Raw genomic sequence first — 14,630 nt, 5'->3', positions numbered from 1 at the left:
CAGGGGAGTGGGCCGCGAGATGACCGAACCTGCCGATCGCTTGGATGACGGGGCTGATCGCTTCGACACAGGGACCGGGGCGGGCCTGCCCGCGGACCTCGCCTCCCACATCGACGAGGTCCGCGCGGCGTACTTCCGGAACATCGACTGGGCGTGGTCGCAGGGTCGCCTGCGCGCGGACGCCCTGACGGTGCTCGATCGACACCTCGAACTGGCGTTGCGGCGCACCGCCGGACACTCGGTGTCGCGGGTCCTGGAGCCTCGACCTGGCGAGCCCGCGGTGCAGATCGTCACCGACGACATGCCGCTGCTCGTCGAGTCGGTCATGGCGCTGCTCTCCCGCCTGGGCGTGACGGTCACCGAGCTGATCCATCCGATCCTCCAGGTCCGGCGGGACCGGGACGGCGGCCTCCTCGACGTTGTCGCCAACGGCACGGCGCCAGGCGAGGGGGCGGTCACCGAGTCCTGGATGCACGTACAGCTGCATCCGAGAACCGACCCTGGTCTGTTCGACCGGGTCGAGACGGCGGTCCGGAACGTGCTGTTCGACGTGCGGCAGGTGATGGCCGACGCGGACGCGATGCGCGACCGCCAGCTGGCGCTCGCCGACCAGCTCGACGCGCTGGCGGACAGCGAACCCCGCGGGTACCGGGCGCTGGACATCCGGGATACGGCCGCGCTGCTGCGGTGGATGTCCGAGGGACACTTCACCACATTGGGCTACCGACGGTACGAGTTCCGGGATCCGGGTGAACACGGTCGCCCGCTGGCCCACATCGCGGCAGAGAGTGGGCTGGGGGTGCTCGGCGCGGCCTCCGTGACCGACCACCGAATCGATCTGCCCGCACCCGAATTCAGTGTCGACCGACCCCTCCTGCTGCTCGCACAGGGGCCTGCGCCGGCCACCGTGCACCGGTCGGTGTATCCGTTCTTCGTCTCCGTCACCAGCGTCGACGGTGACGGGGCGATCACCGGCGAGCACCGGTTCGTCGGTGTGTTCACGGTGACCGCGCTGCACGAGAACGTTCTCGACATCCCGGTGATCGGGCGCCGGGCGCGCTCCGTCATCGAGCGGGCCGGATTCGAGCTCGATTCGTTCTCCGGCCAGCGGATGCTCGAGGTCATTCAGTCCTTCCCGCGCACCGAGCTCTTCTCCAGCGACACCGACACCCTTTTCGACACCATCACCGCCGTGCTCGCCATCGGCCTGCGCAGGCAGGTGCGACTGTTCCTGCGTGACGACCGTTTCGGTGGCTTCACATCCGCGCTCGTCTACCTGCCTCGCGACCGCTACACCACGCGGGTCCGCCTGGCGATGCAGTCGATCCTGCTGCGCGAATTGGGCGGGAGCACACTGGAATACAGCGCACGGGTGACCGAGTCGGATCTTGCGATGGTTCATTTCACCATCCGTAAGGGTGCGACCGCGGCCCCGACGTCGATGGAGGTCTCGGCCGGCGGCAGGGAGCGGATCGAGTCGATGTTGGCGGAGGCGACCAGGGCGTGGGAGGACGACCTTCTCGATGCCGTGGCGGCGGAGCCGTCGGTGACCTCCGTGACCGCGCAGCGCTTCGCGGCGGCCTTTCCCGAGGCGTACAAACAGGACTTCGGCGCTCAGCAAGCGGTCAGGGACATCGCCCGGCTGGAGGCCCTGACGGCCGGCGAGATCGATCTGAAGCTGTACCGGCACAAGGCAGCCCGGCCGGGTCAGTGGCGCTTCACCCTGTACATCAGCGGTGCGGGCGTCTCGCTCAGCCAGGTGCTGCCGGTGCTGCAGAGCCTCGGCGTCGAGGTGCTCGACGAACGGCCGTACCGAGTCGTCCGCCCGGACGTACTGCCGTGCTGGATCTACGATTTCGGGCTGTCCGCTGCGCCCGAGCTGGTCGACGCGACGGTGGGCGAGAACCTGGACTCCGAGCTGGACGAGGCCGACCGGATGATCGAATCCACCCAGGCGCTCGCCCTGCAACGCCGATTCACCGATGCCTTCACCGCGGTCTGGCACGACCGGTCCGAGCCCGACCGATTCAACGAGTTGGTGCTGCGCGCCGGGCTGGAGTGGCGGCAGGCCACCGTGCTCCGGGCGTACTCGAAATACCTGCGGCAGGCGGGGTTTCCGTACAGCCAGTTCCACATCGAGGGCGTGTTGCTCGAGCACGGTCAGACGACCAGGCTACTGGTCGAGTTGTTCCGGTCGATCTTCGATCCCGAGCTGGCATCGGCGCCGCGCGCGGAGGAGCTCGCGGTCGAGCTGCGCGGCCGGATCAACGAGGTGATCAGCCTCGACGCGGATCGCATCCTGCGCGGCATGCTGGGGCTCATCCTGGCCACGCTGCGGACGAACTTCTACGTGACCGACGAGTCGGGTAATCCCCGCGACATCCTGGTGTTCAAGGTCAACTCGCAGCAGATAGCCGAACTGCCAAGGCCGCGCCCGCGTTTCGAGGTGTTCGCCTATTCGCCGCGGGTCGAGGGGGTGCACCTGCGGTTCGGTCCTGTGGCCCGTGGCGGGCTCCGCTGGTCCGACCGTCGGGAGGACTTCCGGACCGAGATCCTCGGCCTGGTGAAGGCACAGGCGGTGAAGAACGCGGTGATCGTGCCGGTCGGTGCGAAGGGCGGATTCGTGGTCAAGCGGGCGCCCGCGCCGACGGGGGACCCGGCGGTCGACCGGCAGGCGCTCACGGCGGAGGGGCAGGCCTGCTACCGGTTGTTCATCTCCGGCCTGCTCGACGTCACCGACAACGTCGACCCCGCGAGCGGCGCGGTGCTGCCACCGGCGCGGGTGGTGCGCCGCGACGGCGACGACACCTACCTCGTCGTGGCCGCGGACAAGGGCACCGCCCAGTTCTCCGACATCGCCAATGATGTGGCGGCGCAGTACGATTTCTGGCTCGGTGACGCGTTCGCGTCCGGCGGCTCGGTCGGCTACGACCACAAGGAAATGGGCATCACGGCCAAGGGTGCCTGGGTGAGCGTCCGGCGGCACTTCCGGGAGATGGGCATCGACACCCAGGCGGAGGACTTCACCGTCGCGGGCATCGGCGACATGAGCGGCGACGTGTTCGGGAACGGGATGCTGCTCAGCCCGCACATCAGGCTGGTCGCGGCCTTCGACCACCGGCACATCTTCCTCGACCCGGACCCGGACGCCGCACGTTCCTTCCTCGAGCGCAGGCGGCTCTTCGCGCTGCCGCGGTCCTCGTGGGCCGACTACGACCCGACGCTCATCAGTGCTGGCGGCGGGGTGTGGGACCGCTCGCGCAAGTCGGTGCCGCTGGCCGGGCAGGCGCGGGCGGCGCTCGGTCTTGGCGAGGACGTCACCGAGTTGTCGCCGCCGGAACTGGTCCGGGCGATCCTGCGTGCGCCGGTCGACCTGCTCTGGAACGGGGGGATCGGCACCTACATCAAGGCCGCCACGGAGAGCCACGCGGAGGTCGGGGACAAGTCCAACGACTCGGTTCGGGTCGACGGAAAGGAGGTGCGCGCCAGGGTGATCGGCGAGGGCGGCAACCTCGGGGTGACCTCGAGGGGCCGGATCGAGTACGACCTGGCGGGTGGCCGGATCAACACCGACGCCGTCGACAACTCGGCGGGCGTCGACTGTTCCGACCACGAGGTCAACATCAAGATCCTGCTGGACACCGCCGTCAGCGGCGGCGCCCTGCCGCGGGCCGAGCGCAACGACCTGCTCGCGTCGATGACGGACGAGGTGTCGCGTCTGGTGCTGCGCGACAACATCGACCAGAACGAGCTGATGGGCACATCCAGGGCCGACGCCCCGGCGATGCTCGGGGTGCACGCGCGTCAGTTGGCCGACCTCGAGTCGCGTCGCGGGCTGGACCGGGACCTCGAGGCGCTGCCGGCGCCGGCCGAGATCGAGGCGCGCCAACAGGTCGGTCTCGGCCTCACCTCGCCGGAACTGGCCACCCTGCTCGCCCACGTCAAGCTCGCGCTGAAGGACGATCTGCTGGCCAGTGAGCTGCCCGACAGCGACACCTACGCGGTGCGGCTGCCCAGGTACTTCCCGCGGCCGTTGCGCGATCGGTTCGCCGGCCTGATCAAGTCGCACCGGCTGCGCCGCCAGATCGTGGCCACCATCCTGGCCAACGAGGCCATCGACTTCGGCGGGATCAGCTTCGCCTACCGGCTCGCCGAGGAGGCGGGCGCCAGCAGCACCGATTCGATCAGGGCCTTCACCGCGGCGACCGAGATCTTCGACCTGCGCACGGTGTGGAGCGACATCCGCGACGCCCCCGTCGATGCGGCGGTGGCCGACGAGCTGATGCTGGAGTCGCGCCGGATGCTCGACCGCGCGGCGCGGTGGTTGCTCTCGAACCGCCCGCAGCCGGTCGCGGTGGGTGCGGAGATCAACAGGTACGCCTCTCGGGTCCGCACGGTGACCCCGCAGATCCCGAGCTGGCTGCGCGAACACCACGTCACCTACCTCACCACCCGAATGGCGCACGTGGTCGAACGCGGCTGCCCCCACGACCTCGCCCGCCGGGTGTACGGGTTGCTCGACGGGTTCCCGGCACTCGACATCATCGACATCTCGGACATCAGCGATCGCGAGCTCGACGAGGTCGGTGCGCTTTACTATGCGCTCGACGAGCGCCTCGGCATCGACGGATTCCTCACCGCCATATCGGGACTCGAGCGCGGCGACCGGTGGCATTCGCTGGCCAGACTCGCGCTGCGCGACGACCTGTACAGCTCGTTGCGCTCGCTCACCCTCGACGTGCTGGCAGGCGGAGAACCCGACGAGACGGCCGAGGAGAAGATCGTGGACTGGGAGTCGACGAACTCGTCGCGGCTCAGTAGGGCAAGGGCAGCGCTCGGCGAGATCGTGGAGTCTGGGACGCTGGACCTTGCGACGCTCTCGGTGGCGGCGCGTCAGGTTCGCAGCATGGTGCGCGGAGCCGGCACCTGATCGGAAGGAAAACGAAGTTGAGCGTCGAGACGGCAGAGTCGGTGACCGGGGCTGCGGTCGGCTTCCACACGAAGGTCGGCGTGCGCTGGTCGGACATGGACGTCTTCCAGCACATCAACCATGCCAGGATGGTCACCCTCCTCGAGGAGGCGCGGATCCCGTGGCTGTTCGAGGACGGCAGGCCGACGGTGACCCTCCGGGACGGTGCGGTGATCGCCGACCTGCACGTGCGCTACCGCGGCCAGTTGCGGCACGACGACGGCCCGCTGGACGTGCTCATGTGGATCGAGGCGGTCCGTGCGGTCGACTTCACGATCGGCTACGAGGTTCGGGCAGGCAATGCTGACCCGGCGTCGACCCCGGCCATCGTGGCGTCCACCCAGATCGCCGCCTTCGACATCGATACCCAGCGGCTCCGGCGGCTCACGACGCCCGAGCGCGAGTACCTGGAGACCTTCAAGCGTGCATGAGCGGATGCTGAGCATTCCCGACGCGGGCGAACGGGAGAACCTCGCGACGTTCCTCGCGAGGGCGATCCGGCTCGACGAGGCGGTGATCGTCCGGATGAGGCAGCGGGACGGTGGGCAGCTGGTGGCCTTCGTCCCGACGGGATTCGATGCGCTGGCCGCGCGGGTGGTCTCGGGCCGGATCAGCCCGGACGACACCTCCGCCGCGGCGGACGTCCTGCTGCGCGGCGTGACGGCGGCCGAGGGCGCCGAGATCGACCCCGGTTTCTCGATGGACTCGGCGTGGCGGGGTGCGCTGCCGCCGGAGGCGGGCTTCACCCACGTCGACGACGTGCCAGCCCGGGTGCTGATCGGGCTGGCGCAGCAGGGTGCGACACTCGCCAAGGAGCACGGCGGGCCGAAGGGCCCACCCGCCTCGCTGCTCGCGCAGGAGGTGCTCGCGGTTGACGGCGGCGGCGAGCACGTCGTGGTCAGCATGCGGACCGTGTTCGCTCTGGCCGCAATGGGATTCGTCCCGCAGGTCGGTTCGGACCCGATGACCGCGGAGGTCGACCTGGACCGCATCGACGCGGCGGAGATGGTGCGGGTGCGCGCGACCAAGACCTGGCTGCGCCTGGACGCGCGCTTCGGCTCGGTGTTCGCCCGGCGCGGCGGGGAGATCGGACTGACCGTGCGCCGCTGAACCCGGCTGCGGTCAGACCAACCAGGCCGCCGCGTTCGGGGGCAGTTCCCCGTTCACCAGCGGGGCGCTGGACAGCAGCAGTTCCCCCGGCGGCAGCGGGATGGGTGCGTCCGTGGCGTTCAGCGCGCAGACCAGCCCGCCCCGCCTGCGGAACGCGAGGCAGCCGGAAGGGCTTCCATACCAATCGATCTCGTTGCCGGAGAACTCCGGTCGCTGGGCCCGCAGCTCGAGCGCGGACCGATAAAGCGACAGCATGGACGTCACGTCCTCGATCTGCGCCTCCACGGTGCGATCGGCCCATTCGGGCGGCATCGGCAGCCACGACGACTCCGCGGAGCTGAAGCCGAACGGCGGGGCCGAGCCCTCCCACGGCACCGGGACGCGGCAGCCGTCACGTCCACGCTCGGTGTGCCCCGAACGCTCCCAGACCGGATCCTGCAGTACCTCGTCGGGAAGTTCGACGTTCGGCAGGCCGAGTTCGGCGCCGTTGTAGATGAAGACGGCTCCGGGCAATGCGAATTCGACGACGGCCATCGCGCGCGCCCTGGCCAGTCCGGTTTCGCCGCCGCCATACCGGGTGACCTCCCGGGCGACGTCGTGGTTGGACAGCGTCCAGGTGGGGGTGCCGCCGACCGCGGCCACCGCGCCGAGCGAGTTCTCGATGGCCTCGCGCAGGCTGTCGGCGCCGAACTCGGCCTCGGCGAGCCGGAAGTTGAAGCCAAGGTGCAGCTCGTCGGGCCGGATGTACTCGCCGAACCGCTCGTTGTCGCGCACCCAGATCTCGCCGACGGCCACCGTGCCGGGGTACTCGTTCATCACCTTGCGCAGGCCGCGGTGGATCTCGTGCACGCCCGGGTTGTTGAAACGCGGATCGTTGTCGTCATTGTGCAGGAGCCGATTGGATTCCCAGTCGTAGTCCGGCAGCCCCTCGGGCTTGGCCATGCCGTGCGCGACGTCGATGCGGAAACCGTCGACCCCGCGGTCCAACCAGAACCGCAGCGTGGTGGCGAGGTCGTCGGCGACCTCCTGGTTCTCCCAGTTCAGGTCCGGCTGCTCGGGCGCGAATATGTGCAGGTACCACTGGCCGGGGGAGCCGTCCGGCTCGGTGACCCTGGTCCAGGCGGACCCACCGAAGATGCTCGGCCAGTTGTTCGGCGGCTCGGAGCCGTCCTCGCCCAGGCCGTCACGGAAGTGGTAGCGATCGCGTTCGGCGCTGCCCGGCTCGGCCGCCAGCGCGGCCGCGAACCACGGATGCTCGACACTGGTGTGGTTCGGCACCAGGTCCATGGTGACCTTGATCCGCCGCGCGTGCGCCTGCGCGATCAGTGCGTCCATCACCTCGAGGTCGCCGAACAGTGGATCGATGTCGCGCGGATCGGAGACGTCGTAGCCGTGGTCGGCCATCGGCGAGCGCATCACCGGGCTCAGCCAGATCGCGTCGACACCGAGCAGTTCGAGGTAGCCGAGCCGGTCGCGGACCCCGCCCAGGTCACCGACGCCGTCGCCGGTCGAGTCGGAGAAGGAACGCGGATAGATCTGGTAGAACACCGCGTTCGTCCACCAGGGATCGGTCGTCTCCGGCACGGTCTCGTCAGTGGTCACAGGGACACATAGTGCCAAACCACACCGGCCATCACGACTTCGAGCGCGATGTGCCAGGTCGCGTCGATCAGACCGGGGAGTTCACCATCGAGGCGGCGGCCATGTCCATGTAGTCGATGAGCGCGCGGCGATGGGCGTCGTCGAGGGTGACGTCGTCGATCGAGGCGATCGCGATGTGCATGCAGCGCAGCCAGGCGTCGCGCTCGAGCGGACCGATCCGGAACGGCTGGTGCCGAAGCCGGAGCCGGGGATGTCCGCGCTCATCGGAGTAGGTTCGCGGGCCGCCCCAGTACTGCTCGAGGAACATTCGCATGCGGCGTTCGGCCGGTCCGAGGTCCTCCTCGGGGTAGAGCGGTCGGACGATCTCGTCCTTCGCCACTTCCTCGTAGAACCGCGCGGTGAGTTTGCGGAACGTCTCGGCTCCGCCCACCGCTTCGTAGAAGCTCACTTCGGCATCAGTCATGTCGGCGTCCATTGTGCCCGTACTCGCGCCGTGACGTCGACGCACCGTCGTTGTCACCGGTTGTTCACCGAATGTCCTGCATCTTTGTGCGAAATGGACGTGCGCGAGCAGGTCATCCGTGGTCAACTTGGGAGCAATCTTCCCGGAGGTCGCATGAAGAACTCGCACAGCGCCCGAGCGCACCGACAACTCCAGCCCACTGATGCCCGCGCCCCGCGGGGATCGGGGGCTTCTTCGCTGCAAGTGCTAGACGAGGGCCTCAGACCCTCGACCCCAGGTGAGGACGACGCGGTGCCCGCCTGGGTGAAGCGCCGGGTGCTGCTTCTGAACGCCACCTATGAGCCGCTCACCGCGCTCCCCGTCCGGCGGGCCGTCGTGCTGCTGGTCTGTGAGAAGGCCAGCGCCGTCCACGAGGACCCGCTCGGGCAGGTCATCCATTCCGCGGGCTGGTCGGTGCAGGTCCCCTCCGTGATCCGGCTGCGCAACTACGTGCGGGTGCCCTATCGGGCCCGGATCCCGATGACCAGGGCCGCGCTGATGCACCGTGACCGTTTCCGGTGTGCCTACTGCGGCGACAAGGCCGAGACCGTTGACCATGTGATCCCGCGTAGCCGAGGCGGCGGGCACTCCTGGGAGAACTGCGTGGCCTGCTGCGCGCCCTGCAATCACCGCAAGGCCGACAAACTCCTCAGCGAGCTGGGCTGGACGTTGCGGGCCGCGCTGGTGCCGCCCAAGGGGCAGCACTGGCGGCTGCTGGCGAGCACCAAGGAGCTCGACCCGGTGTGGCTGCGCTATCTCGGCGAGGGTGCTGCGTAAACGTCCGATCTCGAGGTGGCCCCCACGGCACCTTCTCGGGCTTTGCCTCGGGTCATGACACGGTTTGTCGCGCACTGGGCTACGGTTTGGGACGTGAGCATTCTTGAGACATCGCTGATCTTCGTAGGGATCCCTGCGCTCATCACGGCGATCATCGCGGGGCTGTGCTACCTGGCCAAGCCGGTGGCAGGCACGACGCCCTCGCACTACTCGCTGGACGAGGAATGGACCCACAAGCCGGTTCTGTGGTCCGCGGTCGACGAGGTGACCGTCGGTCATCACGGCGCGCACGCGGCCATCGAGTCCGGATCCGCAGATCTGATCGGAGGTTCGGCAAGTGGCAGGTGGTAACCGTTTCCCGGCGGTGATCGAGGCAGAGCTCCCTGTGGGTTCGGTGGTGACCGCCAGCGGGCGCGTCTCCGGCGTGCACCGCATCGGCGATCCCTTCGATGACCTGCCGTTCAGCGTGGACGAGCTGGTGTCGCTGGATGACGCGTTGACCGACGCGACCAGGGCCACCAAGGTGCGCTTCAACGCCTACATCGGTGATCTCGGCGAGGACACCGCAGCAGGCGCCGACGCGCTGTTCCCGAAGACCCCCGAGTCAGAGCGGTCGGTGCTGATCGCGGTCTCGCCGAACCAGCGCTCCGTCGAGATCCGCTCCGGACGCAAGGTGGCCCACCGGGTCACCGACCGCGTCGCGCAGCTCGGCGTGACCGCCGCGGTGTCGTCGTTCGGGGACGCCGACCTCATCGACGGACTGGTCAGTGCGATCCGCGTGATGAGCGCGGCCATCGCGGTGCGCTGACAACCCACGGCACGCACTCCTGCTCAACCCCCGGTGACCCAATGTCACATTGATTCAGCTCAGCTGAACCAATGTGACATTGGGTCACTTGCGTTGGAGGTCAGCCGGCGTCGAAGGCGCGGGCCCTCAGCGAGCGCACGATCCCGGCCTTGCCCTCGACCACGAGCCGGCGCAGCGCGGGCGGATGGTCGCCTGCCAGGAAGTCGTCGGCCGCCGCGACCGACGCCTCCGAGATCGACCAGGCCGGGTACAGCCCGACGACCACGGTCTGCGCGACCTCGCTGGACCGGCGGGCCCAGACGCCCGAGATGTCGGCGAAGTAGCGGGCCACGTACGGCTCGAGTAGCTCGCCCTGGCCGGTGGGCGCAAATCCGGCGATGATCGCGCGGGCGGTGATGTTCGGGACGGAGTCGTCGCCGACCACGGTCGCCCACACCTGCTCCTTGACCGCTGCCTGCGGCCGCGCCGCCCGCGCGGCCGCCGCCTGCCGCACGCCTGCCGCGGTCGGGTCCCGCTCCGCCTCCGCGTCGATGAACGGCGTCTCGGGCCCGTCCGAGTCGACCTCACCTGCGGCCGCCAGCGCCTGCACCAACCGCCAGCGCAGGTCGGTGTCGACCACCAGCCCCGGCAGCCCGACGGTTGCCGGATCGGCGTCGAGCAGCTCCTGCAACACCTCGGTGTGCCAGGCCTGCAGGCGCGCGCCGGTCAGCGAGTTGACGAAGGCCAGCTGGTGGTCCGAACCCGGCTCGGCCTCCCTGGCCAGCTCGAGCAGCCGGTTCGCGAAGCCGGGCCAACCGGTCTCGTTCGCCCAGCCGGGTTCCGCATAGCTGCCGAGAGCGGTGTGCGCCTGCATCAGCAGCCGCAACGCGACACCGACCTCGGTCTCCGCGCCGACGCCACGCTGCACCAGCGCGACGAAGTCCCTGGCCTTGAGCTCGGCCTGCCGGGCCATCTCCCATGCCGCCGACCAGGCCAACGTGCGGGGCAGTGGCTCGGCGATGTCGCCGATGCGCTCGATCAGCACGGCCAGCGAGTCCGGGTCGAGCCGCACCGAGCAGTAGGTGAGGTCGTCGTCGTTGACGAGCACCAGCTTGCCGCGGCCGACCCCGACCAGCTCGGGCACCTCGGTCCGCGGGCCGTCGACGTCCAGCTCGATCCGCTCGGTGCGCACAAGCCTGCCGTCGACGTCGTCGTAGATGCCGACCGCGAGTCGGTGCACCCGGTGCTCGCCCGCGCCGGGGGCGGCGCCGCCCTGCAGCACAGCGAAGGACGAGAAGGTGCCGTCCTCGGCGACGGTGAACTCCGGGCTGAGGGTGTTCAGCCCGGTGGTCTTGAGCCACTGCGCGCCCCAGTCGGACAGGTCCCGGCCGGAGGAGCGCTCCAGCGCGGCGAGCAGGTCGTCGAAGGTGGCGTTGCCGAACGCGTGCTCCTTGAAGTAGGCGCGCAGGCCCGCCAGGAACGGGTCGAGCCCGACGTACGCGACGAGCTGCTTGAGCACGCTGGCGCCCTTGGCGTAGGTGATCCCGTCGAAGTTCACCTCGACCGCGGCGAGGTCCGGGATGTCGGCGGCGATCGGGTGCGTCGAGGGCAGCTGGTCCTGCCGGTACGCCCACGACTTCTCCGCGTTCGCGAAGGTGGTCCAGGCGTTGACGTACTCGGTGGCCTCCGACTGGCACAGCACCGAGGCGAAGGTCGCGAAGGACTCGTTGAGCCACAGGTCGTCCCACCACGTCATGGTGACGAGGTCGCCGAACCACATGTGCGCCATCTCGTGCAGGACCGTCTCGGCGCGGCGCTCGTACGATGCCCGGGTGACCTTGGACCGGAACACGTAGTCCTCGAGGAAGGTCACGGCACCCGCGTTCTCCATTGCGCCCGCGTTGAATTCGGGCACGAACAGCTGGTCGTACTTGCCGAAGGCGTAGGGCACCTCGAAGTTGCGGTGGTAGAAGCCGAAGCCCTGCTTGGTCTCGGTGAACAGCCGCTCGGCGTCCATGTGCTCGGCGAGCGACGCGCGGCAGTAGATGCCGAGCGGGATGTGGCCGTGCTCGTCGGTGTAGGCGTCGGTCCACCGCGCGTACGGCCCGGCGATCAGCGCGACGAGGTAGGTGCTCATCCTCGGGGTGGTGCGGAACTGGTGCAGTCCCGGTGTGGCGGCGAGGGTTTCGACGACGGCGGAGTTCGACACGACCTGCCAGTCGGTCGGGGCGGTGACGGTCACGTCGAAGGTGGCCTTGAGGTCGGGCTGGTCGAAGCACGCGAACATCCGCTTGGCGTCGGCGGTCTCGAACTGCGAGTAGAGGTAGACGGACCCGTCGGCGGGATCGACGAAGCGGTGCAGGCCCTCGCCGGTGTGCGAGTATTCGCAGTCCGCCTCGACGACGAGCTCGTTGCGCTCGGCCAGGTCGGTCAGCGCGATCCCGGTGGACTCGTCGTATCCGGACACATCGAGGGCGGCGCCGTTGAGGGTGGCGCTGCGGATGCCCGCCGCGATCAGGTCGATGAAGGTGGTGCCGCCCGGCGTCGCGCCGAAGGTGACCGTGGTGCGGGAGGCGAAGGTGCGCTCCCCGGGCCTGCCGCCGCCGTCGGTCAGATCCAGCTCGATGCGGTAGTTGTCGACGCTCAACAGCTCGGACCGCTGTGCTGCCTGCTCGCGGGTCAGGTTCGGTGGGGCCACGTCGGACGCTCCTCGTGATTGGGGACAGATGTGTGTCGGGACAATCCTGTTCGGGACCATCCCATCACGAGTGCCCCCGACGGCTCAGGCGGTGACGTCGGTGAGCGCGACGGCGGGGTCCGCGAGCAGGCCGGGATCCACCGGGGATCCCGACGCGATCAGCGCCTTGACGTCGTCGGTGACGTCCCAGATGTTCACGTTCATCCCGGCCAGCACCCGGTTGTCCGCGCCCAGCCAGAACGCGACGAACTCGCGTCGGGTCACGTCGCCGCGCACGACGAGACGGTCGTAGCCGCCTGCCGGTGCGTGCCCGACGTACTCCATCCCCAGGTCGTACTGGTCGGTGAAGAAGTAGGGCAGGTTGGCGTACTGGGCGGCCCTGCCGAGCATCGTCGCCGCGGCGGTGGCCGGCTGGTTGAGGGTGTTCGCCCAGTGCTCGACCCGAATCCTGGTGCCCAGCACCGGATGCTGCACAGCCGCGACGTCGCCGACCGCGACGATGTCGGGGTCGCTCGTGGCAAGGGAGGCGTCGACGAGCACCCCGCCGTCCACCGCGAGGCCCGCCTGTTCGGCGAGTTCGACGTTCGGCTGCGCGCCGACCGCGACCAGCACGGCATCGGCCGGCAGCACGTCGCCGGTCGCCAGCAGGACCCCGGTCGCGCGGCCGCCGTCGGTGGTGATCGCCTCCACCGTGGCGTCGAAGTGCAGGTCGACGCCGTGCTCGCGGTGCAGTTCCGCGAACACGGTGCCCATCTCGGGGCCCAGGGGGCCGAGCAGCGGCAGCGCCGCGGCCTCGATGACGGTGACCACCACCCCGCGCTCGCGGGCCTGGGCGGCGACCTCCAGCCCGATCCAGCCTGCGCCGATCACGACCAGGCGCGAACCCTCCACCAGCGCGCCGATCAGGGCGTCGGACTCCTCGATGGTGCGCAGGTAGTGCACCCCGGCGGCGTCCGAGCCCGGGATCGGTGGCCGGCGCGAGCGCGACCCGGTCGCGAGTGCGAGTTTGTCGTAGCCGAGAGTCGAGCCGTCGGGCAGCTGCACCTGGTGCGCCTCGCGGTCGAGCGCGGTGACGGCGGTGCCGAGCCGCAGATCGATGTGGTGGTCGCGGTACCAGTCCCCGTGGTGCACGGTGAAGTCGGCGAGCGACTTCTTGCCCGCGACGTGTTCCTTGGAAAGCGGTGGTCGCTCGTATGGCAGGTGGTCTTCGCCGCTGAGCAGGACGATGGAGCCGTCGAAGTCCTTCTCGCGCAGGGCTTCCGCGGTCTTGGCTCCGGCGAGTCCGCCGCCGACGATCACGAATCTACGGTTCGGTGACATGTCTTCACGCTCCGTTGTGACGCTGCGTTGTGACGTAACAGGTCCTGATGTCGCTGCCCTCGACAGTACTGCCGACGGTCGGCCGGCAGGCGGGTTCTCGGCCGGGAAGGATTCGGCGCGGTTGGTGGTTGTGTACGAGTGGACCCGCGGTGACGGGTCGATTTCGTGACGAGCGCGTCGTGAGCCGCGACGAGAACAGACAGGGGAGCAGCCCGTGAGCGAATCCAGGGATACCGCCGACTTTTGGTTCGACCCGCTCTGCCCGTGGTGTTGGATCACCTCGCGCTGGATCCTCGAGGTCGAGAAGGTCCGCGACATCGAGGCAAACTTCCACGTGATGAGCCTTGCGGTGCTCAACGAGGGTCGAGAGCTGCCCGAGGAGTACCGGGCGATGATGGAGAAGGCCTGGGGGCCGGTGCGGGTCGCGATCGCCGCGGCCGGCGAGCACGGCGACGAGGTGCTGCTGCCGCTCTACACGGCGATGGGCACCCGGATCCACGAGCAGGGCAACAAGGACTTCACCGTCGTCATCGCCGAGGCGCTGGCCGAGGTGGGCCTGCCCGCCGACCTGGCCTCCGCCGCCGATACCGACGTCCACGACGAGGCGTTGCGGGCGAGCCACAAGGCCGGGATGGACGCGGTCGGCGACGATGTCGGCACCCCGACCATCCACGTCAACGGCGTCGCCTTCTTCGGGCCGGTGCTCTCGCGCATCCCGCGCGGCGAGGACGCGGGCAGGGTGTGGGACGGCACCGTGGCGCTGGCCTCATACCCGCACTTCTTCGAGCTCAAGCGCACCCGCACCGAGGACCCCTCCTTCGAGTAGGCGCTCCGCGCCCGTGCGCGGTTGACGGGTCCCTGGACC

At 69.3% G+C, this 14,630-nt stretch carries 11 protein-coding genes; 7 read left to right on the top strand and 4 right to left on the bottom strand.

Annotation, left to right across the window (positions count from 1 at the left end; translation table 11 throughout):
* Positions 1-19 precede the first annotated feature (19 nt).
* The 3 genes from ACFXMV_RS12005 to ACFXMV_RS11995 are packed head-to-tail and all read left to right on the top strand — an operon-like array spanning position 20 to position 6,079.
* Positions 20-4,930: an NAD-glutamate dehydrogenase gene (locus ACFXMV_RS12005; RefSeq protein ID WP_378498512.1), complete on the top strand. Its 4,911-nt coding sequence runs from the start codon at positions 20-22 to the stop codon at positions 4,928-4,930.
* Positions 4,931-4,947: 17 nt separating this feature from the next.
* Positions 4,948-5,400: an acyl-CoA thioesterase gene (locus tag ACFXMV_RS12000; protein WP_378498511.1), complete on the top strand. Its 453-nt coding sequence runs from the start codon at positions 4,948-4,950 to the stop codon at positions 5,398-5,400.
* A complete protein-coding gene (locus ACFXMV_RS11995) occupies positions 5,393-6,079 on the top strand; it encodes a hypothetical protein (protein ID WP_378498510.1) in 687 nt (228 codons plus the stop codon). Before ACFXMV_RS12000 ends, ACFXMV_RS11995 begins: the two co-directional genes overlap by 8 nt.
* A gap of 12 nt (positions 6,080-6,091) precedes the next feature.
* On the opposite strand, the gene ACFXMV_RS11990 is transcribed toward ACFXMV_RS11995, so the two are convergent.
* Positions 6,092-7,681, bottom strand: a complete 1,590-nt coding sequence (locus tag ACFXMV_RS11990; protein WP_378498509.1) for a glycoside hydrolase family 13 protein — start codon at positions 7,679-7,681, stop codon at positions 6,092-6,094.
* Positions 7,682-7,748: 67 nt separating this feature from the next.
* Positions 7,749-8,144, bottom strand: coding sequence for a globin (locus ACFXMV_RS11985; protein ID WP_378498508.1), 396 nt, complete (start codon positions 8,142-8,144; stop codon positions 7,749-7,751).
* A gap of 153 nt (positions 8,145-8,297) precedes the next feature.
* On the opposite strand from ACFXMV_RS11985, the gene ACFXMV_RS11980 reads away from it, so the two are divergent.
* The 3 genes from ACFXMV_RS11980 (at position 8,298) to ACFXMV_RS11970 (ending at position 9,768) form a co-directional block, all read left to right on the top strand.
* Entirely contained in the window at positions 8,298-8,960 is a 663-nt protein-coding gene (locus ACFXMV_RS11980; protein ID WP_378498507.1) for an HNH endonuclease, read from the top strand.
* Between the two features lie 93 nt (positions 8,961-9,053).
* On the top strand, positions 9,054-9,311 hold the full coding sequence (locus ACFXMV_RS11975; RefSeq protein WP_378498506.1) for a hypothetical protein: 258 nt from the start codon (positions 9,054-9,056) through the stop codon (positions 9,309-9,311).
* Positions 9,298-9,768 (top strand): DUF5130 domain-containing protein, encoded by a 471-nt coding sequence (locus tag ACFXMV_RS11970; RefSeq protein ID WP_378498505.1) that lies wholly within the window; start codon positions 9,298-9,300, stop codon positions 9,766-9,768. Before ACFXMV_RS11975 ends, ACFXMV_RS11970 begins: the two co-directional genes overlap by 14 nt.
* Before the next feature lie 100 nt (positions 9,769-9,868).
* Here the strand turns inward: ACFXMV_RS11970 and pepN are convergent, their stop codons facing one another.
* Together pepN and ACFXMV_RS11960 are read right to left on the bottom strand one after the other, a co-directional pair.
* Positions 9,869-12,445 (bottom strand): aminopeptidase N, encoded by a 2,577-nt coding sequence (gene pepN, locus ACFXMV_RS11965; RefSeq protein ID WP_378503655.1) that lies wholly within the window; start codon positions 12,443-12,445, stop codon positions 9,869-9,871.
* Positions 12,446-12,529: 84 nt separating this feature from the next.
* Positions 12,530-13,765 (bottom strand): NAD(P)/FAD-dependent oxidoreductase, encoded by a 1,236-nt coding sequence (locus tag ACFXMV_RS11960; RefSeq protein ID WP_378501314.1) that lies wholly within the window; start codon positions 13,763-13,765, stop codon positions 12,530-12,532.
* Between the two features lie 214 nt (positions 13,766-13,979).
* Between ACFXMV_RS11960 and ACFXMV_RS11955 the strand changes: the two genes are divergently transcribed.
* Positions 13,980-14,591 (top strand): DsbA family protein, encoded by a 612-nt coding sequence (locus ACFXMV_RS11955; protein WP_378501313.1) that lies wholly within the window; start codon positions 13,980-13,982, stop codon positions 14,589-14,591.
* The last annotated feature ends 39 nt before the right edge of the window (positions 14,592-14,630 follow it).

The sequence above is a fragment of the Rhodococcus sp. NPDC059179 genome, assembly GCF_042754885.1.
Classification (GTDB): domain Bacteria; phylum Actinomycetota; class Actinomycetes; order Mycobacteriales; family Mycobacteriaceae; genus Rhodococcus_G.
The sequence above is the reverse complement of the archived record's forward strand: the minus strand, read 5'-3'. Positions and strand labels throughout refer to the sequence as shown.

What these genes read in the sequence shown, in the direction of transcription:
- ACFXMV_RS11980 (WP_378498507.1), top strand. Translation starts at nt 8,298, where the DNA reads ATGAAGAACTCGCACAGCGCCCGAGCGCACCGACAACTCCAGCCCACT.
- ACFXMV_RS12005 (WP_378498512.1), top strand. Translation starts at nt 20, where the DNA reads ATGACCGAACCTGCCGATCGCTTGGATGACGGGGCTGATCGCTTCGAC.
- ACFXMV_RS11985 (WP_378498508.1), bottom strand. Translation starts at nt 8,144, where the DNA reads ATGACTGATGCCGAAGTGAGCTTCTACGAAGCGGTGGGCGGAGCCGAG.
- ACFXMV_RS11960 (WP_378501314.1), bottom strand. Translation starts at nt 13,765, where the DNA reads ATGTCACCGAACCGTAGATTCGTGATCGTCGGCGGCGGACTCGCCGGA.